The organism is Blautia caccae, from assembly GCF_040095955.1.
GTDB lineage: Bacteria > Bacillota > Clostridia > Lachnospirales > Lachnospiraceae > Blautia > Blautia celeris.
Map to the genome: position 1 here is coordinate 83,938 of NZ_JBBMFP010000014.1, position 23,121 is coordinate 107,058.

General features: G+C 49.7%; 23 protein-coding genes. 19 read left to right on the forward strand and 4 right to left on the reverse strand.

What is annotated here, in order from left to right; translation table 11 throughout:
* Positions 1 to 10: 10 nt before the first annotated feature.
* Positions 11 to 2,542, forward strand: a complete 2,532-nt coding sequence (locus WMO65_RS15845; protein WP_148391890.1) for a hybrid sensor histidine kinase/response regulator — start codon at positions 11 to 13, stop codon at positions 2,540 to 2,542.
* Positions 2,523 to 3,170, forward strand: coding sequence for a hypothetical protein (locus WMO65_RS15850; RefSeq protein ID WP_148391891.1), 648 nt, complete (start codon positions 2,523 to 2,525; stop codon positions 3,168 to 3,170). The genes WMO65_RS15845 and WMO65_RS15850 overlap by 20 nt, the downstream gene beginning before the upstream one ends.
* A 41-nt stretch (positions 3,171 to 3,211) precedes the next feature.
* On the opposite strand, the gene WMO65_RS15855 is transcribed toward WMO65_RS15850, so the two are convergent.
* Positions 3,212 to 4,528 (reverse strand): sensor histidine kinase, encoded by a 1,317-nt coding sequence (locus tag WMO65_RS15855; RefSeq protein ID WP_148391892.1) that lies wholly within the window; start codon positions 4,526 to 4,528, stop codon positions 3,212 to 3,214.
* A complete protein-coding gene (locus tag WMO65_RS15860) occupies positions 4,522 to 5,202 on the reverse strand; it encodes a response regulator transcription factor (protein ID WP_033139907.1) in 681 nt (226 codons plus the stop codon). The genes WMO65_RS15855 and WMO65_RS15860 overlap by 7 nt, the downstream gene beginning before the upstream one ends.
* 185 nt (positions 5,203 to 5,387) lie before the next feature.
* Here WMO65_RS15860 and WMO65_RS15865 point away from each other — a divergent pair, with 185 nt between their 5' ends.
* From WMO65_RS15865 to WMO65_RS15885, 5 genes are read left to right on the forward strand one after another with little or no spacing between them, the layout of a single operon-like run.
* Positions 5,388 to 7,637, forward strand: coding sequence for an ABC transporter substrate-binding protein (locus tag WMO65_RS15865; protein ID WP_148391893.1), 2,250 nt, complete (start codon positions 5,388 to 5,390; stop codon positions 7,635 to 7,637).
* Entirely contained in the window at positions 7,564 to 8,469 is a 906-nt protein-coding gene (locus tag WMO65_RS15870; RefSeq protein ID WP_243107817.1) for a carbohydrate ABC transporter permease, read from the forward strand. Before WMO65_RS15865 ends, WMO65_RS15870 begins: the two co-directional genes overlap by 74 nt.
* Positions 8,470 to 8,500: 31 nt before the next feature.
* Positions 8,501 to 9,307: a carbohydrate ABC transporter permease gene (locus WMO65_RS15875; RefSeq protein WP_052099068.1), complete on the forward strand. Its 807-nt coding sequence runs from the start codon at positions 8,501 to 8,503 to the stop codon at positions 9,305 to 9,307.
* A gap of 2 nt (positions 9,308 to 9,309) precedes the next feature.
* Positions 9,310 to 10,809 (forward strand): HlyD family secretion protein, encoded by a 1,500-nt coding sequence (locus WMO65_RS15880; protein ID WP_118743582.1) that lies wholly within the window; start codon positions 9,310 to 9,312, stop codon positions 10,807 to 10,809.
* Entirely contained in the window at positions 10,806 to 11,849 is a 1,044-nt protein-coding gene (locus WMO65_RS15885; RefSeq protein ID WP_349064465.1) for a hypothetical protein, read from the forward strand. Before WMO65_RS15880 ends, WMO65_RS15885 begins: the two co-directional genes overlap by 4 nt.
* Here the strand turns inward: WMO65_RS15885 and WMO65_RS15890 are convergent.
* On the reverse strand, positions 11,785 to 12,393 hold the full coding sequence (locus WMO65_RS15890) for a maltose acetyltransferase domain-containing protein (RefSeq protein ID WP_118743580.1): 609 nt from the start codon (positions 12,391 to 12,393) through the stop codon (positions 11,785 to 11,787). The two genes, WMO65_RS15885 and WMO65_RS15890, sit on opposite strands and share 65 nt — an antisense overlap.
* A gap of 20 nt (positions 12,394 to 12,413) precedes the next feature.
* Entirely contained in the window at positions 12,414 to 13,754 is a 1,341-nt protein-coding gene (locus WMO65_RS15895; RefSeq protein ID WP_158588573.1) for an MATE family efflux transporter, read from the reverse strand.
* A gap of 116 nt (positions 13,755 to 13,870) precedes the next feature.
* Between WMO65_RS15895 and WMO65_RS15900 the strand changes: the two genes are divergently transcribed.
* The 12 genes from WMO65_RS15900 (at position 13,871) to WMO65_RS15955 (ending at position 23,117) form a co-directional block, all read left to right on the forward strand.
* Complete coding sequence (locus WMO65_RS15900) at positions 13,871 to 14,821, forward strand: AraC family transcriptional regulator (RefSeq protein WP_158588572.1); 951 nt, start codon at positions 13,871 to 13,873, stop codon at positions 14,819 to 14,821.
* Between the two features lie 155 nt (positions 14,822 to 14,976).
* Positions 14,977 to 15,168 carry a hypothetical protein gene (locus tag WMO65_RS15905; RefSeq protein ID WP_033139899.1) on the forward strand — a complete coding sequence of 64 codons (192 nt, stop codon included), beginning with the start codon at positions 14,977 to 14,979 and terminating at the stop codon, positions 15,166 to 15,168.
* A 48-nt stretch (positions 15,169 to 15,216) separates the two neighbouring features.
* Positions 15,217 to 15,567, forward strand: a complete 351-nt coding sequence (locus WMO65_RS15910) for a PadR family transcriptional regulator (protein WP_033139898.1) — start codon at positions 15,217 to 15,219, stop codon at positions 15,565 to 15,567.
* Complete coding sequence (locus WMO65_RS15915; RefSeq protein ID WP_118743577.1) at positions 15,554 to 16,783, forward strand: permease prefix domain 1-containing protein; 1,230 nt, start codon at positions 15,554 to 15,556, stop codon at positions 16,781 to 16,783. The genes WMO65_RS15910 and WMO65_RS15915 overlap by 14 nt, the downstream gene beginning before the upstream one ends.
* Positions 16,784 to 16,900: 117 nt before the next feature.
* The gene (locus tag WMO65_RS15920; protein WP_054351435.1) at positions 16,901 to 17,119 is read left to right on the forward strand and encodes a hypothetical protein; all 219 of its coding nucleotides are present in this window, start codon (positions 16,901 to 16,903) and stop codon (positions 17,117 to 17,119) included.
* 115 nt (positions 17,120 to 17,234) lie between these two features.
* On the forward strand, positions 17,235 to 17,579 hold the full coding sequence (locus tag WMO65_RS15925) for a PadR family transcriptional regulator (protein ID WP_118743576.1): 345 nt from the start codon (positions 17,235 to 17,237) through the stop codon (positions 17,577 to 17,579).
* A complete protein-coding gene (locus WMO65_RS15930) occupies positions 17,576 to 18,277 on the forward strand; it encodes a hypothetical protein (protein WP_118743575.1) in 702 nt (233 codons plus the stop codon). Before WMO65_RS15925 ends, WMO65_RS15930 begins: the two co-directional genes overlap by 4 nt.
* Positions 18,278 to 18,554: 277 nt before the next feature.
* Positions 18,555 to 19,289: a GntR family transcriptional regulator gene (locus WMO65_RS15935; RefSeq protein ID WP_118743574.1), complete on the forward strand. Its 735-nt coding sequence runs from the start codon at positions 18,555 to 18,557 to the stop codon at positions 19,287 to 19,289.
* Positions 19,267 to 20,046, forward strand: a complete 780-nt coding sequence (gene frlD, locus WMO65_RS15940; RefSeq protein WP_118743573.1) for a fructoselysine 6-kinase — start codon at positions 19,267 to 19,269, stop codon at positions 20,044 to 20,046. Before WMO65_RS15935 ends, frlD begins: the two co-directional genes overlap by 23 nt.
* 1 nt (position 20,047) lies before the next feature.
* A complete protein-coding gene (locus WMO65_RS15945; protein ID WP_103731317.1) occupies positions 20,048 to 20,764 on the forward strand; it encodes a GntR family transcriptional regulator in 717 nt (238 codons plus the stop codon).
* A gap of 20 nt (positions 20,765 to 20,784) precedes the next feature.
* Complete coding sequence (locus WMO65_RS15950; protein ID WP_118743572.1) at positions 20,785 to 21,810, forward strand: SIS domain-containing protein; 1,026 nt, start codon at positions 20,785 to 20,787, stop codon at positions 21,808 to 21,810.
* Positions 21,811 to 22,091: 281 nt separating this feature from the next.
* Positions 22,092 to 23,117 carry a LacI family DNA-binding transcriptional regulator gene (locus WMO65_RS15955; protein ID WP_033139889.1) on the forward strand — a complete coding sequence of 342 codons (1,026 nt, stop codon included), beginning with the start codon at positions 22,092 to 22,094 and terminating at the stop codon, positions 23,115 to 23,117.
* The last annotated feature ends 4 nt before the right edge of the window (positions 23,118 to 23,121 follow it).

Here is a 23,121-nt window from a genome sequence, read left to right on the forward strand (position 1 = left end):
GGGAAATCCCGTGGGAAAGAAAAAGACAGAGGCCCGGAAACGGATGCCGTTTGTGGCTGTATTGGCAGCTTTGCTGGCAGTGATTCTGCTGTTTGCAGCATTTGCCGCAAGCTATATCAGAAAATTTGACAGTACCATCAAAGAAGAGAACCGGGCACATCTGGCAGAGACGGCGGACCACATTGTCTCCTACATACAAAACGTGGTGCAGGATACTCAGGTTTCCCTGGAGACCGCCGGGAACGCACTGCCTGCCATACCGGAGGAAAAACGGCTCCCTTATCTGCAGGATATTGCCAGGAGACATAAGTTTGCCTATGTGGGGTACGCGGAGGCAGACGGTATGCTGAAGGCCACGGAATCTTCCAGGGATGGGGACGTATCCGGAGAAGCCTATTTTCAGGCAGCCATGGAAGGGGAGAGCCAGATCAGCGGTCTTGTCAGGCATATCCTAACGAACCGGGCTGTATCCGGTATTATAATGAGTGTTCCTTTGAAGGACGAAGCAGGAAAACCGGCAGGCGTTCTGGCCGCCATGCTGGAGGCCTCAAAGCTTCAGGAGGTGCTGGGCATAGAGAGCTACGGCGGGGAAGGCTATTCCTACATCATAGACACGGACGGCAGTCTGGTTCTGCATAATAAGAGCATGGATTACAATAACTTCTTCCGGGTCCTGCAGAATGCGGAGATCAGGGAGGGTGCAGACCTCTCCCGGACGGAAGCAGATATAAAGGCAGGAAAATCCGGCATGATCCTCTATGAACAGTTTGGAAGCAGTCGGTATGCATATTACTGTCCCCTGGGAATACATGACTGGACGGTTGTGAATATTGTCTCCAAAGAGGCTATCACCGCCAAGACAGATCTTTTGACAAAGGAGCTTGCCACGATCAGCATCACGGCGGGAGTGGTCTTTCTGGCGCTTCTGGCTGCTACGGCTGTGCTGTGGGCGCTCTCCCAGAGCCAGAGACATGCGGCGCAGGCAAAGTCAGAATTTCTTGCCAACATCAGCCATGAGATACGGACTCCCATGAATGCCATTGTGGGAATGGGGGAACTTCTGATGCGCACTGCCCTGGACGGCAAGCAGAGGGAGTATGTGCGCAGTATCCTGAACTCCGGTAAAGGTCTGCTGGCGATCATCAACGATGTACTGGATTTTTCAAAAATAGAGTCCGGAAAATTTATAATCCGGAATGAGGAATATGAGCTGGAGGATATTCTTTACGACCTGATCTATATGGCTGCCATTAAAATAGATGAAAAGCCTGTCCGCTTTTTTGTGGATGTGGATGAATCCGTTCCGGCCCGTCTGACCGGTGATGCCGCACGTGTCCGGCAGATCCTGGTGAACCTTGTGGGAAATGCCGTGAAATTTACGGAAGAGGGACATATCCGCCTGACTCTTTGCTGCCGGCAGGAGGGAGAGAATGCGTTCCTGACCATGCGTGTGGAGGATACCGGCGTGGGTATCAGAAAACAGGATATGGACAAACTGTTTGTGAGTTTCAGCCAGGTGGACAGCAAATACAGTCATAATGGGGAAGGAACCGGATTGGGTCTTGTCATAACCAGTGCTCTGTGCAGAATGATGGACGGTCATATTTCTGTGGAGAGTGAATATGGAAAAGGTTCCGTATTCACAGCCTGCATTACGCAGAGGGCAGAGAAGAAGGGGACCTCCCTTCTGGAACCGGGGTTTCCCCAAAAGAGAAGTGTGCTGATACTGGAACCGGACTCCCTGATGAGGGAGTATTATGAAGAATGCCTGAAACGTATGAATATGTCTTACAGAATCTGCACAGATCATGAAACGTTTGTGCAGGAGCTGCGGGCGGGGGAATACAGATATGCCATGGCAGACAGAGAGACCATACAAAATCTGGACCGAAAGGAAGTGCCGGCCCAGGTGTCCCTGATCACTTTGCTGAAAATGAAGGAACATACTCTGATGTCAGTACAGGTACAGGATCTGACCATATTTGTGCCTCTTTTCAGTATACAGGCTGCAGCTCTGCTGAAAAAACTGGAAGCATCCGGACCCGCATCCGGAACCGCATTATCCACGGAGACGGCCCCGGACTATGCGTATACCAGGGTGCTGCTGGTGGATGACAATGATTTAAATCTGCAAATCGCAGAGGAGCTTATGAAACCTTACGGCATGCAGGTAGACTGTGTACACTCCGGTCAGGAGGCAGTGGATGCGGTCAAAAAGGAAAGGTATGATCTGGTCTTCATGGACCACATGATGCCCGGAATGGATGGTATGGAGGCGCTGAAAAAGATACGCGCGCTGCCGGACAAGAACTGCTGCAGCATTCCCGTAGTAGTGCTTACAGCAAACGCGTCCGGCAGTGCACAGGCCATGTATCTGGCAGAAGGATTCAGCGACTTTCTGGCAAAACCCATTATGCTCCAGAAGCTGAGTGAGATTTTGAAAAAATGGCTGGCACCTGTGGACGAGAAGAGAAGGAGAGAATATAGAAACCGCCGGAACCAGAAAGCAGATGGAGGACAGGATGAGAAACCGGGGAAGTGAAACGAAACGTAAACCGCGTGCTTTAAAATCATATATTCTTATGGCAGGGCTGGGATGTCTGGCAGGAATCCTGACCAGACTTACGGATTTTTTTCCGTATGACAGTTTATGGAGCCTGAGTTCCATCGCAACGTTGTTTGGCTTCTGGATGGTAACGGTTACCCTTGTGGTGCTTTTCAGCCGTTCCAATCGGAATGCCGCGGTGAATGTGATGCTGTACCTCACGGCTATGAATATCAGCTTCTATTTACTGAAATATATACTGGGTCTGTTTCTTCCCATGTTTGACAACGAGGGATTCCATTGGAATCTGCTGGCACTTTATACGGCGCTGGCGTGCCTCTGCAGTATAGGGGGATTTGTACTGTACTTCTGGAATAAAGGGGGAAGCCCCGGCAGTTTTCTGTACGGCCTGCCCATTGGAGGGCTTGGAGCTGAGACTGTGGCGGTGGGAATATATCTGTTCCATAATAAGACATTTCTTTTTCAGTTCCTTTTTGATTTGGCCGGGATGGCTGCTATCGGGTATGTATTTTGGAAAAAGGCGGAAAACAAAATTCTTTATACAGGAACTGCAGTTGTTGTGGCTGCAGCGGGTTATTTTTGTTTTTATAGGCTTTTCCTATGAGAGGAAGCTGAAAAGATGCACAGAAAACGGGAACCAGAGCGTTAAGAGCTGCTGGTTCCCGTTTTTGTCAATTCTATTCGGAAACAGGCACCGCCTCCCGGGGTGTCCAGGACCGTAAGGCGGCATTTTAACTGGCGGGCCAGTTCACTGGCAATGGACAGGCCCAGTCCGAAATGTTCCTTTTTGCTTCGGGAGGGGTCCCCCCTGTAAAAACGGCGGAATACGGCCTCCTTTTTTTCATCCGGAATGCCCGGTCCGTGGTCAGTGACGGACAGGGTGATATGCCGTCCGGACTGATGGGCAGACAGTTCTATCACGGGCTTTTCCCCGGAAGGCGGTATGCCGTAGGTTATGGCGTTCTCCAGCAGAATGGACAAGAGCTGGTACAGATACGCCGGGTCTGAGAGGACCGGCGGCAGAATATCATCCGGCATATGGAGTTTGAGGGAGATATCCTTCTGTCTGCAGACTGTCTCATAGGATTCAAACAGGCGGAGAAGCAGGGCGTCTGCCTCCACCTCCTCCAGTTTCCTGGAGAGTGTTCCCGAATCTGAGGAGGCCAGAAGCAGCAGGTCACGGATAAGCTTCCCGGAACGGCTGCATTCCCGTCGGATGATTTGGGACATGGCTGCTGCCTGTCCCGGGTCGTCCTCTATGACAGAAGCGCTGGTCTGGATGACGGTGAGCGGGGAGCGCAGTTCATGGGAGGCAGCGGAAATAAAGTCAGTCTGTCTCTGCTGATATTCCGCGATCGGCTGCATGGCATGCCCAAGGATCAGGCGGGCCGCCAGAAAAAGCGCGGCAAATCCGGCCAGATCCAGCAGCAGAAAGAAGATACCCAGGGAAAGCTTTCGCTGCCTCATCTCCGTAATATCCTGCAGAAGTATCAGGGCCTTTGAGGTACTGCCTGAGGGCATCAGGAGGGCTGCCGCCTGGTAGATATCCCCCTTTTCCCCCTCAATCTGCATGACAGAAGTCTTCCTCATGGAGGTAGTGAGGGGAGGGCGGCTGATATCCACCTGCTCATCTAAGGCTTTTTTTCTGGCCTTTTCAATCAATTCGCTGCGGCTGGATGCCGGTTCCCAGGAGCCGGGGAAAAACAGAGGAACGCGGTTCTCTTCTATATGAATGATCAGACGGTTCTCCGCCTCCATCAAGGCGAGCCAGTTATCTGAAAAATGAATATCAGCTTCCAGCTTAGTGGAAAGTTCCAGAAGATAATTCTGAAACAGATTTTCCTGCTGTGCCTGGTACAGATGGTTCTGGTACACCCAGACAATGAGGAATATGACAGTCAGGATCAGGCTGGTGGTCCCGGCAAAAAGCAGGGTCAGCCGCCTTCGGAAGGTTGTCAGCATGGCGGGCACTCCAATCGATAGCCGATTCCGTGTGCGGTGGTGACCTGGACACGGCTTTTCAGCTTTTTGAGAATTTTGCGGAGATAATAAATATAGGTATCCAGATTCCCGTCCTCCACCTCCCCGTCAGGCCCCCATACCCGGGAATACAGCATCTGTCTGGAAATGGTCTGGTCCGGATTCTGCAGAAAATACTCCATAAGCATGGATTCCCTGCGGGAAAGCTGCTGTGTCTGCGCTCCGCAGGTGAGTTTTAAGGTGGCAGTGTGGTAGGTCAGATCCCCGTATTCCATATTTTGGTGGTCCTCCATGGGTTTCGGTCGTCTGATAAGCGCCCGGATACGTGCCATGAGTTCCTCTATATCATAAGGTTTTACAATATAATCGTCAGCACCGCAGTCCAGGCCTGCGATCCGTTCCGGTACGGCATCAATGGCAGTTGCCAGAATAACAGGGGTGGTAATATCACTGCTCCTGATCAATTTTAAGAGGGAAAGCCCGTCCATGCCGGGAAGCATACGGTCTAAAATGATCAGATTGTAAACCGGCTGCAGGGCATAATACAGCGCATCGGTTCCGGTCAGGCAGATATCCGTCTGATATCCGGCCTTCTCTAAAGAAATCTTCAGCACATGGCAGAGTTCCTGGTCATCCTCTATCAATAAAATTCGCATGGGTAATCATTCCTTTCCTTTTTAAGTACGTTTCTTTTCTCTCAAATATTATACCATTCATTTCTCAAAAAAATCTTTAAAAATTCTCACAGGCTTTAAATGTCTTTTTGAGATTTATCTGATATCCTAAATGATGAAGGGGCCGGGTAATCAGACAGAATCACCGGCAGAGAGGAGTTTTTAATATGAAGTGGAGAAAAATACTGGCCGCAGGAATGGGCCTTGTGATGGCAGCAGGCCTGATGTCAGGATGCGGCGGACAGACAAAGGAAGCGGACAACAATAAAAAGGACAGCCAGGAGAAGGCCATGGGGCGCTATGTGGAGGAGGATTTAAAGCCGCCTGTACAGGATGGGGAAACGCCTGTGGGGGCATATGAAAAGGATGGAACCCTCTGGCTGTATACTTCCGGCGGAAATGCGGAAACAGGTCTGAAGTATTATTTCTATCAGTATCAGGATGGAAAATGGTCTGAAGCCCAGGAGGAAACAGGGCTGACATCTGCAGAGATGTATGTAAACCATATTGAGTATGGACAGGACGGAAACCTGTATGCAATGGGAACCCCCACGAATACATCTGAGGATGTTCCCTATGGCTGGCATGTATTAAAAAATAATTCGGATGGGGATACATGGGAAGATATTACCCCTGAAAATCTGCTGAAAACAGATGAGAGCGGGAATGCAGCCATGCTGGTAGATATAGATGCGCTGGCAGACGGAAGTCTGTGTGTGGGAAATGGCAGTTCAGGGCAGGCTGAGATTTACAAAGACGGGGAAAAAGTTTTTTCGGCTGATATGGAACCCATGATGTCAAATTATCAGAATACGATCTGTGCATCACAGAACAGACTGGCCGTGACGGCAAAGGATGGAAAGAGTGTTGATTTCTATGACACAGAGGATTATTCAGCGGTGGGAAATGTACCGCTTGAAGAGAAAGGGGAGTCTTATAATATTGCCGCCGGTTCTGACGGGACATGGTACTCACTGACCGAGAAAGGGCTTATCCGCTTTCAGGAAACAGGCGATCTGATAGAGACACTGCTTGATGGGTCTTACGGGAAAATGGGGGCATCAGAGGTTGGTGTTTCGTCATTTTTCTGTGGGGAGGAAGATGATTTTTACGCTCTGTACAACGAGTATGACAAGGGCAGACTGTATATGGCACATTACACCTACAACAAGGAAATGCCTGTTTCAGCGGAAAACACACTGACCGTTTACAGCCTGAAAGAGAACAAAACCGTAGAGCAGGCCATAAGCCTGTTCCAGACCCAGAACCCGGATATAAGAGTGGACTACAGCTACGCGGTCGGACAGTATGAAAAGCCAAATTCGGATGATATCCGCAGCCTGAACACAGAACTTTTAAACGGTGAGGGTGCTGACGTGCTGATCTTAGACAGACTTCCGGTGGACTCCTACATAGAAAAGGGAGTCCTGATGGATATAAGCGGTCTCAGGGACGAGCTGGTAAAAGACAGCGGTATGCTGGAGAATATCGGAAAGGCGCTTGACAGAGACGGGAAGGTCTACGGCATTCCGGCCCGTGTGGGACTTCCGATTATGGCCGCCAAGGATGACAGCGGCAAAGCTCTGGAGAGTCTGGAATCCCTGACTTCTTATCTGAATGAGAATCCGGATGCCCAGGTTCTAGGAGATTCGATACACACCCCTGCTGCGGAGTCACTGCTTTCTATCATGTATCAGGACCTCGTAAAAGAAGATGGGGGCATTGATGAGGAGAAAATGACACAGTTTTTAGATGACTGCTTAAAGATTTTTGAAAATATGGATACGAAAATGCTGGAGGAAGCTTACGGATATGATCCGGAGGAGAACGAAGACAAGAATGTGTATTTTTCAGCGGGTTATTTCAGCGCATTAAAGGATGGAAGGGTATCATTATATGAATTACAGGGTTACAGCAGTATGATGTATCCTGCCTACAGCATCAAGAAAGCAGGGATTGAACCACAGACTATCAATAACTGTTATGTGCCGTACACCATTGCGGGAATCAACGCATCGTCCAAGCAGCAGGAGGCAGCAGAGTTATTTATAAAAGCGCTTCTGGCGGATGATGTGCAGGGCAGCGAGACAATGGACGGCTATCCCGTTACAGAGAGCGCATTTAAGAATATGCTGGCATACGCAGATACAGAAGCTGCGCAGCAGGACGTTGTAAGCAGTTCCTTCAAAGATCCCAAGACAGGGGAGGAAGTCATGGAGGAATACGGGAATGCCGATAGCCAGACCCTTCAAATCTATCTGGATTTGATCCGTACACTGGATAATCCTTTCATTCCAAACCGGACACTGTATGACACAGTTATGGAAGAAGTGGAGAAATGTTATGAAGGTACAGAGACATCCGCAGAAGCGGCAAAGGCAATTGTCCAGAAAATGGACACCTACCTGTCAGAATAAAACAGCATACGCATTTCTGGCACCCAGTCTGCTGGGCCTGCTGGTCTTTGTCCTTCTGCCTTTCGGAGATGTGATACGCCGTTCCTTTTTTCAGGCAGTGGGCGGGCTTTTTGTGGGGATGGATAATTACAGACAGGTGCTGGAAAACGGTGCTTTCAGGCAGGCACTGGGCAATACGGTGCGGTTTCTGTGCATCTGTCTGCCTCTGCTTCTGGCATTGTCATTTGTGGCGGCGGTTTTCTTAAACAGCATCACCGGATTTGCCAGGGTACTGCGGGCAGGATTTCTCCTGCCCATGGCAATCCCGGTGGCTTCCGTGGTGGTTTTCTGGAAGCTTTTATTTGACCAGAACGGCGCTGTGAATCAGATGCTGGGAGTGCTGCATCTGACCGGGCAGGACTGGATGAATACAGGATATGCTTTCTGGATCCTGGTGGGGTCTTATCTGTGGAAGAATATGGGGTATGATATTGTGCTGTGGATCGCCGCGCTCTCAGCTATTCCGGAGGAGCAGTATGAGGCGGCCAGAGTCAGCGGTGCCGGGGCATTTCAGTGCTTTCGGTATATTACGCTGCCCCAGATGAAGGGCAGTATTTTCCTCATAGGGGTCCTGTCCTTTGTAAATGCCTTCAGGGTGTTTCGGGAGGCGTATCTGATCGCGGGGGACTATCCCCATGAGAGCATTTATATGCTGCAGCACCTGTTCAATAACTGGTTTACCAAGCTGGATATACAGAAAATGAGCGCTGCGGCAGTTTTAATGGCAATTGCGGTGAGTGTGATACTGGTATTGGTGGAATGGTGGAACGAAAGGCAGGAGAGCAGTGAATAAAAAAAAGACAGTGCGCACGGCAGTGCTGGCCATGTTCTGCCTTCTGTTCTGGGTGCCGGTGCTGGTCATGTTTCCAAATTCATTTATGGGACCGGAGGAACTGAAGGCAGCCTACGGCGGGGTGCTGGGCGGAGGCGGGCAGGCGGTTCAGATGGAACTGCTGCCTGTCTATCCCACGTTAAGACCCTATGTGGAATTGCTGCTGGATTCCCCGGATTTCTTCGTGATGTTCTGGAATTCGGTCAAACAGGTGGTACCTATTCTGCTGGGGCAGGTGCTGGTCGGTATGCCGGCGGCGTGGGCATTTGGCAGATACCGTTTTACAGGGCGGAGAATTTTATTTTTATTATATATGATCTTAATGATCATGCCCTTCCAGGTTACCATGGTATCCAGTTATCTGGTGCTTTCCAATTTATCACTCATGGATACCCACCTGGCGATCATTCTGCCCGGGGTTTTCTCGGCGTTTCCGGTGTTCATCATGCAGAAGTTTTTTCATTCCATACCGGATGCCCTTGTGGAGGCAGCCATGGTGGACGGAGCCGGGCAGCTTAAGATTTTTCTTCATGTGGGAGTGCCGCTTGGGATGCCGGGAATCATGGCATCAGTGCTGCTGAATTTTCTGGAATACTGGAATGCCATTGAGGCACCTATGACATTTCTGAAGACAAAGGCAAAACTGCCGCTCTCCCTCTATCTTCCGCAGATCACAACGGATCAGGTGGGAAGTTCCTTCGCGGCATCTATTGTGATGATGCTGCCGGCAGTGTTGATCTTTTTATGGGGGCAGGAGTATTTGGAGCAGGGAATCGTGGCATCGGGGTTAAAGGAGTAGTTATGAGAAAAAAAGCGGGAAAAGCAGTGATATATTTTTTAGTGCTGATGCTGTGCTGCACTGTGGTGGCAAGGGCAGCCTCCTCCATAACCGTTGCTAAGGTAAAGACAGCCAAGGTGGGGAAAGGGGTGCTGACCCAGACGGTGACGGGCAGCGGAACGATCACAGCAAAGGAAGAGTACAGCCAGTCTCTGCCTGAGGGACAGAAGATAAAAGAGATTCTTGTGAAACCACAGACAGCAGTGGAGGAGGGGCAGGCACTGGTACAGTTGGATATGGATTACCTGGCAGAGAAGATAGAGACAAAGAACAGGGAGATCGAAAAGCTGAATCTGCAGCTTGAACAGCAGAAGCTGGCAGGACAGGAGGATGCCCGTACACCGGAGACTGCCCAGGCACAGATTTCCCTCAATAATGCGGAGGAACTGCTGGCCCAGGCACAGGCGGACTACGATCAGGCAGCCGCGGAGTATGAGGAGCTGGCAAATAACCCTCCGCCTGCCCAAACCGGCAATATACCGGACACTCCTCCGGCTGCAGACAGCGGTACAGAGGGAGATGACAGCCGGAATGACGCCCAGGGAGAATATCCCGATACGGGAACCGGAGCGCCTCAGAATGAGGACACTTCTGTGTCGGAATACGCACAGTGGGAACAGAAAGTGCAGGCAGCAGAGGAAAAAATGCAGGGTGCGGCAGACGCCCTGAACAATCAGGTCATCTCCTATAACCAGGCGGTTGAGCAGTATGATCTGGCCAGCCAAAATGAAGCCAACGCGCAGCAGAATGAAGAAAAGAAGAAAAAGTCAAACAGCCTCAGTGTGGAAGAAATCCAGGTGGATATCCAGGGCGCAGAAGCGGAACTTAAAAAGCTGACAGATATCCAGAGTGCAGATGGGGTTGTAAGTGCCGGCGCCTCCGGTATCTTTCAGTCAGCAGGTGTGACACAAGGCGCTGTGACCGCCGGTACGGAACAGATCATAATTGCGTCTGAAACCATGGAGGCAAAAGGTCAGATAGCACCTGAAGATGCAGGTAAGATACAGGAAGGTGATAAGATCAGCGTCAAGCTTTCGGGGAGTACGGAGGCTGTGACAGTGAGGGCGGAGCGTTTTGAACAGGCATCCTCTCAGAATACAGCATCCCCGGCAGGAGAGAACCAGACAGAATCCGGCGGAATGGTCTGGTGCGGACAGATAGAAGGAAAACAGCTGAAGCTTGGCACAGCCTTCACGTATGAGGCATCCAGGGAATCCGGTTCCTATGAACAGGTGATTCCCCTTGGCAGTCTGCATGAAGCACAGGGACAGGCATTTGTGCTGACAGCAGAGGTAAGAGACGGCATCCTGGGCAAGGTTTACACCGCAGTGTCCGTTCCGGTAACTGTTTTGGACAAAGACGATAAAAATGCGGCAGTGAAGTCAGCAATAGGCAGAAACAGCCTTATCATAACAGAATCCAGTAAATATGTGGAGGAGGGGAATCAGGTACGGTTAGAGTGAGAAGAAAAGATATAAGTTTTCTGCTGGCGGTTGTCATCCTGGTATGCTTCGCGGGTATGGGCCTCTCCTGCAGCAGCGGCCTTAAAAAACATGCCGCCGGGGAGCTTGGCCTTGTGTACCGCAATGCGCCCATAACCAGAGAGCAGATGGAAATTTGGTGGAAGAACGCCGGAGAAAATGAGAAGAGATATATAAAAGATATAACGCTGTGGAAGGACCCGGAGGAAGTGAGTGCGGCAAACGCGTCTTTGGGACAGAGGACAGAAGCGCAGCTTATCAGAGCAGCAGGAAATATGAATTTGATCATGCCCGGAAAACTCTGTGCAGGAAGCCTGGTATCCTCCGGTGACCGGGCCGGATGTGTGATCAGCAGAGGACTTGCCGGGAAGCTTAACCTGGATGGAACCGGGGGAGTGTTACAGGTACTGGGAAGAGAATACCAGATCAGGGGAATTCTGGATGCGACAGATGCTGTATGTATCATTCAGGGAGACACCGGAACACAGTACAGCAGGGTGCAGGTGAAATATGAAAATATGCCTGCGTCCGGTGCGCTGCAGACGCTTTTGGGGCTTCTTCCGGGGGAACCGGAAGTGAAGTCAGAGGGTGATCTGTTCTGTGGTCTGGGGGGCCTGTTCCTCATGGCTCCCCTGTGGGTCTTATTTGTACTGGCCGCAGCCAGGCTTCGGCGGACATATCGCAGTGCAGAGTGGAAGAGCTGGGTAAAGGAAATCTGCAGTATCTGTTTTCCTGTGGCAGTGATTGCCGGAATCAGCATTCTGGTGTTTTTCAGTTTCCGCTTTTCCGATGATTATATACCCGGAGCCTGGTCAGACTTTTCTTTCTTTGCCAATCTGGCGGCAGAGAAGGCCGGGGATATCAGTAAGCTTATGACCCGGGCCCTTGACTGCCGCGACAGGGAGATGCTGCTTCAGACAGCAGGCTGCATGCTTTCCGGCAGCGCCTGTTCTGTGATTATTCTGAAGTTTCCTCGTCCACCCTTCGGTTTTTATAATAATAGATCAAATCGTCATCCGTAATTTCCCGCAGAACTCTGCATGGGTTTCCCACAGCAATGCAGTCTGCGGGAATATCTTTTGTCACAATGCTTCCGGCTCCGATGACCGAGTTATTGCCAATGGTCACTCCCGGCATGATAACAGCACCGCTTCCGATCCATACATTGTCCCCGATGGTGACAGGGAAGGAGTACATTTCTCCGTGGGTGCGCAGTTTATGGTGTACGGGATGTCCGGTTGCGCTGATGGTGACATTGGGGGCAAAGAGCACACCGCTGCCTATTTTTATGGTATAGTCATCCACAAGAGTCAGATTCGAGTTGATATATGTGTTGTCCCCGATGGAAACTGTCTTGCCGAATGCCAGGGTAAGAGGCGGCTCGACCCATACGTCTTTTCCCAGAGAGCCGAAGATCTGCTGCAGCAGTTCCATTCTCTTTTCTTTCTCCTCAGGTCTTGTGTGGTTGAAATCATAAACCAGTCCCCTGGCTCTCGCCTGGGCTTCCATGGCCTCCGGTGTGTCTGTCCAGAGCAGTCCTTTTGCTTTTCTTTCTTCCATTGTCATGGTGTATATCCTCCTTAAAATTAAATAGTAATATTTTTCAGCCATTTTCTGCCCTTATAATGTTTCAGGACAAACGGCGTCTTAACCAGTTCGTGCAGATTCATAATTATGTAAACTGTGACCGGCGGCAGTTTCCAGACAAATCCCAGAAAAAGTCCGATCAGTACAGAATAACCCCACATGACGAGAAAATCACAGTACAGCCCGAATTTCGTATCCCCTCCGGCACAGAAAATGCCGCAGATGGCGGTATTGGTGAAGGAGGCCAGCACTGCGTTTAATGCCTGCAGCAGATACATACTGTTCAAATAGATGAGGGCCTGAGGTGACAGGCGGACCATATCTGTGACCAGTGGTTTTAAGAGCAGCATGAGCAGAGCGCCGGCAGCACCGCTCAGCAGGGCAGCCTTCATAAGCTTTGACGCATCGGCTCCTGCCTTTTGGTAATTGCTTTTTCCCAGTTCTTTTCCGAGCAGAACCGCACCGCCCTCGGCAAACCCGAAACATACCACGGTAGCCAGTCCCTGTACCACGGAGGCCACGGAGTTGGCGGCCACAATGTCAGAGCCGAGATGTCCCATGATAGCGGAGAGAACAGCAGTGGCGCCGCCCCATACAAAGCCCTCGGCTGTGACGGGAAGGGAATATTTCAAAAAGTTTTTAGTCAGAACAGCGCCTGCGTCATGAAAATCCACACGGGAAAGGCGGATCTTCTTTACCAGGCCCGCATCCACTGCGCACAGACCAAGCTCCGCCGCTCTGGAAATGACTGTGGCTATGGCAACTCCGGTCACCCCAAGTCTGGGGAATCCCAGGAGGCCGAAGATAAAGACGGCATTTAATAATACATTGGCAGCCAGTGTGAAAGAACCGATGACAGCGCTTCTACCCACCTGCTGGATGGATTTCAGGACGCAGAGATAGATCTGTGACATTCCCATGAAGAGATAGGAGAAAGCGATAATGCGCAGATACTCTGCCCCTGTCCGGATCAGCTCCGGCTCTGATGTGAAGATATGCATAAGCTGCCTTGGCATACAGAAGGCCAGCAGAAAGAAGAGCAGAGAAACGCCCATGGAAAAGCGGAGTACAACCAGGGTAAGGCGCCGTATGGAAGCTGTGTCATGCCTGCCCCAGTATTGGGCTGACATGGCCGTTGTGCCTGTCCGAAGCCCCACGTAAACCAGATTCAGTACAAATTGTACCTGGTTGGCCAGTGAAACCGCAGAGAGCGCAGTTTGATTGACATAACTAAGCATCAACACATCAGCCGAGCCTACGGCCGTGGTGAGCAGACTCTGCAGAACAATGGGAAACGTGATAAACAACAGGGATTTTATGAAATCATCTTTTATTTTCAATGTTTGCTCCTTGTGTAAAAAAATATTTATAGATATAATTATATTAACTTTGCATATGAAAAACTTTAAAAATATCGGTTATTTATTGCAAAATATTGATGAAAAGAGGAAAAATCATGTTGGATAAAATCGTACCTGTGGACAAGGATTTGTGTTCTACGCTTCTGCTTGGCACATACTCCTTTCCGGCTGAAATTTTCTATGACAATCTGGATGAGTATGCCAATAATTTTGTGAACTGGCACCAGCAGAAGCAGGTGGAGATATCACTGATCCTGGAAGGGGAGGCAGAGGTACAGGTTCTGGAGAAAAAGACAAGACTTAGGGCGGGGGAGGCCTTTTTGATATTTCCGGATGCGCTCCACACGCTGAAAAAGGGAAGCGGGCAGACGGTCAGATACCGCACCATTATATTTGATCCGGTTCTGCTGTATGGGTATAAAGGGAGCTTTTATTATGAAAAGTATTACCGGACATTTGCGAAAGCCCGGCCCTTCTATCATTTTGCCGATACGGGAGAATGCTGGGAAAAAGAGGCAGTGGAGAATCTGTCCTGGATCTTTGCCCATTTCGGAGAGGCCTCCCCGCACAGGGAGCTGCTGGTCTGTGAGCATCTGCAGCGTCTGTGGCTGCTGCTGTGTGAAAATCTGTTTGATGCCGGGGGGAAGATTGATTACAGCGCGCAGGAACAGCAGCGCACAGCCGTACTGCTCAATTTCCTGCATGAACATTACAGGGAGAAATTCACCCTGGAGCAGCTTGCGGCCTCTGCCCATATCAGCAAAGGGGAGTGCTGCCGTTTTTTTAAGAAGATGGTGCACATGACTCCCTGGGAGTATCTGCTGGAATACCGGCTTTCCCGGAGTATGGAACTTCTGGAAAAGAAGGATTTGAATATATCGGAGATCGCGGAGATGACAGGGTTCTGTACAGTCAGCTACTATATTACGGCTTTTAAGCGAAAGACCGGGGATACGCCTCTTGAATACAGGAAAAAAAGAAGCATATCTGCACTATCGCAAAACGTGCTGCCGGGTACGGAGCGAACAGTGACGCTGACAAAATAGTTTTGTGTAAAAATGAAGCAGTGGGGCTTTACAAGAGGGGCGGATAGTGATACTATATAGATGAACGATATATAGATTATCTATATAGTGACGGACAGCGACAGATCTTCATTTCTGCCTCTGCAGTCAGGGTTGAAGAAAGGGGATGAATGCTTATGAAAACCAGGACGGGAAAAATCATATTGAGTGCAGCCGCTCTCATCTTCAGTATTTTGGCGGCGTGTATCGGAATGGGACTTCTGGCAGACTCGGGCCTGACATTTGTGATGCGGCTGCTGTGCGGCCTTTGTTTTATGTGGGTGCCCATATTCGTGGCAGCTATGATCGCCACTCTGTTCAGAAAGTGAGTATTGCGGCGCTGCAGACGGCATCATCTGCTGAGAGGAGGAACAGTAATGGAAGCAAATAAACTGGATAAAAGCCTGCTGTCAGGCAGTACAACGCTTTTGCTGCTTCAGCTTTTGTCGGAGCGGGAAATGTATGGATATGAGATGATCGAAACGCTGAGGGACAGGTCGCAGAATGTATTTGAACTGAAAGCAGGCACCCTTTACCCGCTTCTTCACGGACTGGAGGAGAAGGGATTTCTGGAGGCGTACGAGAGGGAAGCAGGCGGAAAGACAAGAAAATACTACAGGATCACAAAAAAAGGGCACAGACATCTGGACGGAAAAAAGGAAGAATGGGAGACATACGAAACGGCAGTCAGACGTGTACTGGGAGGGCCGGCCTATGAAGGTTCATGAGTATCTGAAGACTGTGGAAGAACAGATCCGCTGCAAGAGTATATGGGAAGATATCAGAACGGAGCTGCTGGGACATATTGAGGAGGATACGGAATATTTCCGGAGAAAGGGAATGAGCCGGGAGGAGGCTGTGGAAAGGGCCGTGGAGGAGATGGGCGACCCGGTGGAGACGGGGATTGAGCTTGACAAGGTGCACAGAACACGGCTGGATGTAAAGCTTCTGCTGTTTTTTATAGGGATTGACCTGCTGACTGTAGTGCTTGCGATTGCGTATTTTAAGGGTGAAATGCCGGACGACGTTTCTAAGTATATGCTATGGCGCGGTACCGGGCTGTTTTTTCTGCTCATGTTCTCTTTTGGTGGTTACAGGAAGGAATATTTCTCCAAGCCCTATCAGCTCTGGCTTCTCTTTTTTATAATCAGTGCCGTATTTATGATGATAAGTGTCTTCGGCGGTGCGGCTGTTGAGGATTCAGGCTTTCATCTGACCGACACGGCATATCAGACCATGCTGTTCAGTAACGTGGCCGGATTTGGCGGGCTGGCATTTTATTACCGGAAGGGTGGATATGGTGAAGTGCGCCGGCTGCTGGCAATTGCCGGTGTGGTGTGTCTGCTCAGTATGATTTCCCGGCAATACTTTTTTACGTTCATGGTCGTACTGGCGCATGTAATCATCTTAACGATTGCTGTACGCAGGGGATGGTTCCGGATAAAAAGGCGTGAGTTCCTTATAAAATTATGGAGTCTTCCCGGGCTGCTGGCGCTTTTGGGGGGTCCCATGGTATACAGGGCCATCCGGAACCACAGGATCGCACAGAGTATCCGAAAATACCTGGATATGGATGATACCCCGGGAATGCTTCTGCGGTTATTCGGCAGTGCGGGAATATTGGGGATATTTGTTATGATCCTGCTGATCATCGGTGTTTTTCTGTGGATGCTGTATGATATCAGGAAGCTGACGAACCAGTATTGCAATATCATATGCACCGGTGTGCTGACCGCTTTTAGTATGATGGTATTATATTCTCTTCTGGCGATGATGGGATTTGGGGATATCAGCCAGGTGTTTTTTCCGTTTTTTTCTGTCAACAGGTTCAGCAATGGGGGTGCCCTCTATCTTTATTATATTCTTCTGGGGACGTTTCTTCATATGCACAGGCACGATAAGGTACTGCCTAAGGCGGAGCTGCCCACAAAGAGAGCAGCTTGACTGCGCAGTATACGGCAACAGCCCGGGATGTTCGGAAAGAGACATGCCGGGCTGTTTCATTTTGACGGGGGATTTGTTATACTGTGATTTACAGCAGATACTTAGCAGGAGGTATGAATGGACAGAAAAAATATCTATAAAGTATTTTATGGTTTTGCCGTGCTGCTGGCAGTGGGGTTCTGTGTGGGAAGCAGTGTGGATTTTTATCAATATGATGAGATGAGTAATTCCGCTCCGTTTCGTCTGTTCGTGGCTGTAAGGGGGATTGAGTTCCTTTTGCCTGGGCTTATTTTATTCCTGGCGGGCAGGGCAGTTAAGCGGAAATATAATAAGTAAGAGCGGGCAGCAATTTCAGAAATTTGAGCGTGTCAAAATATAATGATTGACATGAGATAGTATTAGTATATAATAGTATTTAGTAATACTAAGTGTTATAAAAAGGAGGACAGGTATGGATAATAAGTTTGCGCAGCAGCTTAAAAAAGGTGTCCTGGATATGGTGGTCCTCAGATTGGTGCAAGAGAAGAGCACTTACGGATATGAAATTCTTCAGAACCTGGAACAGAGAGGAGAAGGATTTTTTGATTTGAAGGAGGGTACCCTGTATCCTGTTCTCTACCGTCTGGAAGACAGCGGACTCATAGAATCTTTCTGGCAGAACGGAGAGGGGAGAGCGGCGCCGAAGAAATATTATACCATAACAGAAAAGGGCCGCGAGACATACGGGGAGTACAGAAATTTGTGGACCCATTTCCAGAGCTGTATCTCAAAATTATGCGGGGAGGGAGACGAATGACAGAGGACCAGAAAAAAATCAAAAAGTATGTAAACGCAGTGGAGCGAAAACTGAAGGTTCCTTTGAAAATGAAAGTCAGGATCAATGCGGATCTGGGCACGGATATCCATGCCAGAATGGAAGCCGGTTGGACCGTGGATAAGATACTGGAAGATCTGGGAAGCCCGAAAGAGGTGGCGGATCGGTTTAACGCGGAGCTGGGAGCGGAGAGAAAACCCGGCGGTTTCAGATATATATTTTTAGTGCTCGGTGCAGCGGCGGCTGTTTATGCAGTATATATCCTTGCTATGAACCTTTATATGAAGAGTATGGTTCAAAGGCAGTTCAGGGAGTCTGTCAGTCTGATTGGCGGTGCGGATGGCCCCACTTCCATATTTGTCAGCTATACGGTAGGCATGATTGGAAATTGGATGATGTCAGGCGGTTTTGTTCTGGCATGTCTGGATATGTATCGTTTTCTGGGAAGCAGGAAGACAAACCGCCTGCTCTTATCCATAATCTCCGCAGGACTTGCTGCTGTCGGGACTGTCTCCTGGATTTATAACAACGGAGAGATTTTCAAATACTGGGAATTTACCTGGGAGTTTCATTTCCCTGCCCTTATCATGCTGGCTGAGATTGTATTGCCATTTGTATTGCTTGCGCTTCGTTACAGGAGAAGGAGTCGGGAAAAAGAGGAACAGAGGAGGATGCTGTGAGACTGCACAGCATCTCCCTTTTGGCATTGGTTTATTTCCTGCAGTGATCAGTTCAAACACGCTCTGGCGGGCGGCGAGACCTAAAAGTTAATTCTTTTACCACATCTGAAAATATGATACAAAAATCCCACCATCCATTTATATAAGAAGAAATAATCACGTTTACTATGCACATTCACGATATTCCCCTCCCCCTCTTGCTCCTTTGTGTTTTAGCGTGTATAATCTGCAGTATAGAAAAATAACTAATTGGTATACATACTGAAAGGGGGATACAATGCACCGAGACAGGTTTTATCTTTCAGACCGAATCCGGATGTATATAGAGAACAGCCATCTGGAAGGAGGCGGGCGTCTGCCGTCCAATGAGGAACTGGCAGAGCGGTTCAAAGTACAGAAGGGGACTGTGCGGGCAGCGCTTGAACGGCTGAAGGAGGAAGGAATCGTATACAGTGTAAAAGGGGTGGGAACCTTTGCCGCGGAAAAGAAAATACTCAGGCACATGGAGCGTTTTGAATCTTTTTCCCAAATGGCACAGGAAAACGGAAGTACCGTGACCACAAAGCTTCTGTCCTGCAGGGTGATTCCGGCAGGGAACGCGCTGACGGAGGAATTTGGGCTGACGCCCCGGTCAGATATCACAGAGACCGTCCGCCTGCGCAGCGTGGACCGGGAGGCGGCAGCCCTTGAAATCTCCTATATTCCCGTCTGCATTGCCCCGGATCTGCAGACAAAACCATTGACCGGTTCCCTGTACCGCCTTCTGGAAGAGGAGTACGGAATACACTTGATCCGGGGAAAGCAGACTATGAGCGTCAGGGCAGCCGATGCAAGGGAGGCGGGGATTTTAAACTGCAGCCGGGGAGATGCCCTGGCAGTGATGGAAATGCGGGCATTTGATGAAAACGGAGTTAAGGTGGAATATGCCTGCTCTCTCACAAGAGGTGACAGATGCAGATTTACCAGTATTTTAAGGATGGAGGAAGATTATGAGGCTGGCAGCGATTGGTGACAACTGCGTGGATTTCTATGAGCGGCAGGGATGGGCCTATCCCGGCGGAAACGCGGTGAATGTGGCTGTCTACGGACGGCAGCTTGGCATGGACACCGCGTACCTGGGCTGGATCGGCACAGATACCTTTGGTGACATGATGCAGGAAAAGTTAAAGGAGCAGGGGGTGGAGACTGTCCGTATGCAGAGAAAAGAGGGGAAGACAGCAGTCACATACATAGAACTTGTGGATGGAGACAGAAAATTCGGGGGGGACTTTCTGAATGTTCTGGAGGGATTTGTGCTGTCTGACGAGGATCTGCAGTATCTGGCGGGCTTTGACTGTGTACATATGGCAGTCTGGGGACAGTGTGATGCCTGTCTGGGCAGACTGCCGTCCAAAGTAAAAACATCTTATGATTTCTCAAACAAATATGACGCCCCTAAGATAGATTCTCTGGCTCCATATATAGATTATGCCTTCTTCTCCTGCCGGGAAGACAACACATTTACCAGAAACCTTTTAAAACGCGTAAAAGAACAGGGGGCAGGCTGCGTAATAGCAACACTGGGAGAGAACGGCAGTGTTGCCTACGACGGAAAAGAATTTACAGCCATTGGCATTACGGGCGCGCAGGCGGTGGACACCCTGGGGGCGGGAGATTCCTACATTGCAGGATTTTTAAGCAGAGCATTAGAAGGTGAGCCGCTGAAACGCTGTATGCAGGCCGGGGCAGACAAAGCAGCCCTCACGATCGGCCACTTTGGAGCCTGGTGATATGGCGGGGGGTGACCGTTTCGTATACGCCGGCATAGCCGGGGCTATCCGAAAGAAAATAGAAGACGGGGAATACCCGCTGGGCAGCAGACTCCCTTCAGAGCGGGAATTAGCGGAAGAATTTTATGTAAACCGAATGACCATACGCCGCGCGCTTGCCGTTCTGGAAAGTGAGGGCATGATAAAGCGGAGACAAGGTTCCGGAACTTATGCCTCCTCAGTCCCCAGAAAAGGGGATGTGTGCCGCCTCTGCGGATTTACCCAGACAATGAGAGAACAGGGCAGAAAGGCCGGCAGCAGGATTCTTTCATGGAGAATGCTGTCCTGTGCGCCTCTGTATTCCCATATGGAGATGCCTGCACAGGGCGGGGGAATCCATGAGATCGTGAGGCTCCGTCTGGGGGACGGCCTTCCCGTCTCTGTGGAATACACCTATGTTCCGGAAGAGATACTGGGGGAGGTCCGTTCCTGCAGTCCGGAGGCGTCTTCTCTGTATGAGATCATGGAACAGAGAGGCGTCCGTCTCCACGAATCCAGACAGGAAGTGACGATTGTCAAAGCAGGGAAGAAAGAGGCAAAATGGCTTGAAATACCGGAGGGCAGCAGTGTTTTTCTCTTTACGTTCCAAACATACGACAGGCAGGGAAAGGTGGTGGAATACTGCAGGGCCTATATGCGGACGGACAAAGTGAAACTGGAAATAGAACTGACACAGTGACTGAAGAAAGGAAAAGAGATATGTTGAATCTAAACAAAGAAGAGGTACATTTTTTAGTAACAGCAGACATGAAAAAAGAGGTGGCGGATTTTCTGGAGACAGCGGACGCTAAAATAGCCCCCATTCTGGCTTATATCAAAGAGAATCAGGTGGAGCGTATCTGTTTTGTCGGCTGCGGAAGTTCCAGCGCTGCCGGCAGTACAGCAAAATACCTGGCGGACAAATACACGACACTGGCAGTAAATGCCTACACCGGGTGGGAATTCATAGATTCCATGCCGGTCTATGGTGACAGAAAAATGCTGGCGGTATTCATATCCCAGTCAGGCACCACGGAAGAAATCGTAAAAGGACTCAGAAAAGCCGGAAAGCAGGGCATCATGACAGTGGGTGTCTGTAATCAGAGGGAGGAGAATCCTCTGGGTCAGGAGGCAGGCTTTGTGGTGGATTATCACGCAGAGGCCATGTGGGAATGCCAGCTTGCGGCACTTTACACCCTGATCGCCCGGACTGCCATAGACCGCGGCGAGAGCACAGAGGTTATGGAAAAAATACTGTCCGATATGAAGCGCCTGCCCGAGGTGCTTGGATACCACATTGAAAACTTTGAAAAGAAGGCCCTGGAAATGACAAAACCCCTGCGCAGTCTGAAGGGATTTTACACAGTATCAGCCAGCTCCATGGTCCCTCTTGCCTATAAGGAGGGCGTTATCACCGGCATGGAATTTCTCTGGTCTCACGGGGCGGTGATCCAGGCCGGTGAATTCCGTCACGGTCCCCTGGAGATCGTGGAATCAGGCGTTCCGTTTTTATTTTTGGTTCCCACAGATTCTGCCAGGGAGATCACACAGAGGGCACTGCAGTTTGTGGAGCGGTGGAAAGGAACCGCCATTGTGCTTGACTATGCGGATTTCGCTATGGGGCTTCACCCGGACCTGGCACCCTTTGTCATGTTCGTGCCGCTGGAGTGGTTCTGTTACTATTTCTCCGTGGTGAGGGATCACAATCCAGATGACCGCAGATATTACGGTGTGGTGGAATACTGATATAGTAAATAAATTTACTAACTGCATAAGAAAAGGGCTGTTTACCATGGAAAACAGCCCTTTTCTTTTATGTATATTTACTAAATATATGGGGTAGGAATTTATATAAAAGTCATAAAAATATCAGATATGCACAACAAATGCGGGAAAATACGAAATATATTGTTGACAAACCCCATTAATTCAAGTATTGTGAGGATGTAAGGAAGATACATATATTTACTAAACAAATAATATATTAACTAAACAATACAGGCGTTAAGTAAATAAGAGGTGGGGATATGGCTACAATACGGGATGTTGCACAGAGGGCCGGAGTATCAGCCGCATCCGTATCCAGGGTTTTGAAAAATGACACTACTTTCTCGGTCTCACAGAAGACTAAGGAAAGAATCCTGGAGGCGGCAGGCGAGCTGGGATACAATCGGTGTTTTGAATATTCCGCCATCCAGGGCACGAGAGGCACCATAGGCGTCATGCTCCTGTACGGCGAGACAGAGGAAGTGGAGGATAGGTTTTACCAGGTCATCCGCATGAACATTAAAATGGAGCTGGAGAAAAACGGTTTCAAGGTAAAAGAGGTGTTTGAGCCCATGCTGGATGCCAATGCATCCAGGATTTCAGGGTACCAGGGGCTTGTCTTTGTGGGTTACTCAACGCTCTGGTATCAGAAAAAGATATTCCGCCGGGCTGTGCTGGACTCCGGGCTGCCGGTGGTATGCGCTGACTTTCAGCTCAAAGACGAGAAGCTGGAGGCCGACTGTGTGGTAAATGATTTTAAACAGGCTGTGAAAAAAGCGCTGGACTTTTTTCTGAAAAAGGGATTTGACACCATTGGATATATGGGTACTTATGGGCTTGAAGTCAATGGAAAGCTCCACAGGGATGAACGGTTCCTGTATTTCCGCCAGATCATGAAAAGCCTGGAAAAATACGATGAAAAATATATTTACCTGGCCCAGTCCAATCATACCCAGTTCGGTTACCGTCTGGGAAAAGAGATCATCCGGAAGGGAAGGCTCCCCAGAGCTGTGTTTGTGGAGAACGACACCATGGCGATTGGCTTTTTAAAGGCTCTGGAGGAAGAAAAAATAGCAGTTCCGGGTGACGTGGCGATCATCGGCTGTAATGATGACCAGGCAGCGTCCTTTGTGACACCGGCTCTCTCCACAGTGAAGCTGCACAATGACCTGATTGGTATGATGGCAGCCAAAACACTGATGGAATGCCTCTGGACCGACAGGGAGCGGGGCTTGAAAATAGTGGTCCCGAATCAGTTGATACTCAGGGAAAGCTGTCCTGAATAAAAGA

What these genes read in the sequence shown, in the direction of transcription:
- WMO65_RS15850 (WP_148391891.1), top strand. Translation starts at nt 2,523, where the DNA reads ATGAGAAACCGGGGAAGTGAAACGAAACGTAAACCGCGTGCTTTAAAA.
- WMO65_RS15855 (WP_148391892.1), bottom strand. Translation starts at nt 4,528, where the DNA reads ATGCTGACAACCTTCCGAAGGCGGCTGACCCTGCTTTTTGCCGGGACC.
- WMO65_RS15860 (WP_033139907.1), bottom strand. Translation starts at nt 5,202, where the DNA reads ATGCGAATTTTATTGATAGAGGATGACCAGGAACTCTGCCATGTGCTG.
- WMO65_RS15865 (WP_148391893.1), top strand. Translation starts at nt 5,388, where the DNA reads ATGAAGTGGAGAAAAATACTGGCCGCAGGAATGGGCCTTGTGATGGCA.
- WMO65_RS15870 (WP_243107817.1), top strand. Translation starts at nt 7,564, where the DNA reads ATGAAGGTACAGAGACATCCGCAGAAGCGGCAAAGGCAATTGTCCAGA.
- WMO65_RS15875 (WP_052099068.1), top strand. Translation starts at nt 8,501, where the DNA reads ATGTTCTGCCTTCTGTTCTGGGTGCCGGTGCTGGTCATGTTTCCAAAT.
- WMO65_RS15880 (WP_118743582.1), top strand. Translation starts at nt 9,310, where the DNA reads ATGAGAAAAAAAGCGGGAAAAGCAGTGATATATTTTTTAGTGCTGATG.
- WMO65_RS15890 (WP_118743580.1), bottom strand. Translation starts at nt 12,393, where the DNA reads ATGACAATGGAAGAAAGAAAAGCAAAAGGACTGCTCTGGACAGACACA.
- WMO65_RS15900 (WP_158588572.1), top strand. Translation starts at nt 13,871, where the DNA reads ATGTTGGATAAAATCGTACCTGTGGACAAGGATTTGTGTTCTACGCTT.
- WMO65_RS15905 (WP_033139899.1), top strand. Translation starts at nt 14,977, where the DNA reads ATGAAAACCAGGACGGGAAAAATCATATTGAGTGCAGCCGCTCTCATC.
- WMO65_RS15910 (WP_033139898.1), top strand. Translation starts at nt 15,217, where the DNA reads ATGGAAGCAAATAAACTGGATAAAAGCCTGCTGTCAGGCAGTACAACG.
- WMO65_RS15915 (WP_118743577.1), top strand. Translation starts at nt 15,554, where the DNA reads ATGAAGGTTCATGAGTATCTGAAGACTGTGGAAGAACAGATCCGCTGC.
- WMO65_RS15920 (WP_054351435.1), top strand. Translation starts at nt 16,901, where the DNA reads ATGGACAGAAAAAATATCTATAAAGTATTTTATGGTTTTGCCGTGCTG.
- WMO65_RS15925 (WP_118743576.1), top strand. Translation starts at nt 17,235, where the DNA reads ATGGATAATAAGTTTGCGCAGCAGCTTAAAAAAGGTGTCCTGGATATG.
- WMO65_RS15930 (WP_118743575.1), top strand. Translation starts at nt 17,576, where the DNA reads ATGACAGAGGACCAGAAAAAAATCAAAAAGTATGTAAACGCAGTGGAG.
- WMO65_RS15935 (WP_118743574.1), top strand. Translation starts at nt 18,555, where the DNA reads ATGCACCGAGACAGGTTTTATCTTTCAGACCGAATCCGGATGTATATA.
- frlD (WP_118743573.1), top strand. Translation starts at nt 19,267, where the DNA reads ATGAGGCTGGCAGCGATTGGTGACAACTGCGTGGATTTCTATGAGCGG.
- WMO65_RS15945 (WP_103731317.1), top strand. Translation starts at nt 20,048, where the DNA reads ATGGCGGGGGGTGACCGTTTCGTATACGCCGGCATAGCCGGGGCTATC.
- WMO65_RS15950 (WP_118743572.1), top strand. Translation starts at nt 20,785, where the DNA reads ATGTTGAATCTAAACAAAGAAGAGGTACATTTTTTAGTAACAGCAGAC.
- WMO65_RS15955 (WP_033139889.1), top strand. Translation starts at nt 22,092, where the DNA reads ATGGCTACAATACGGGATGTTGCACAGAGGGCCGGAGTATCAGCCGCA.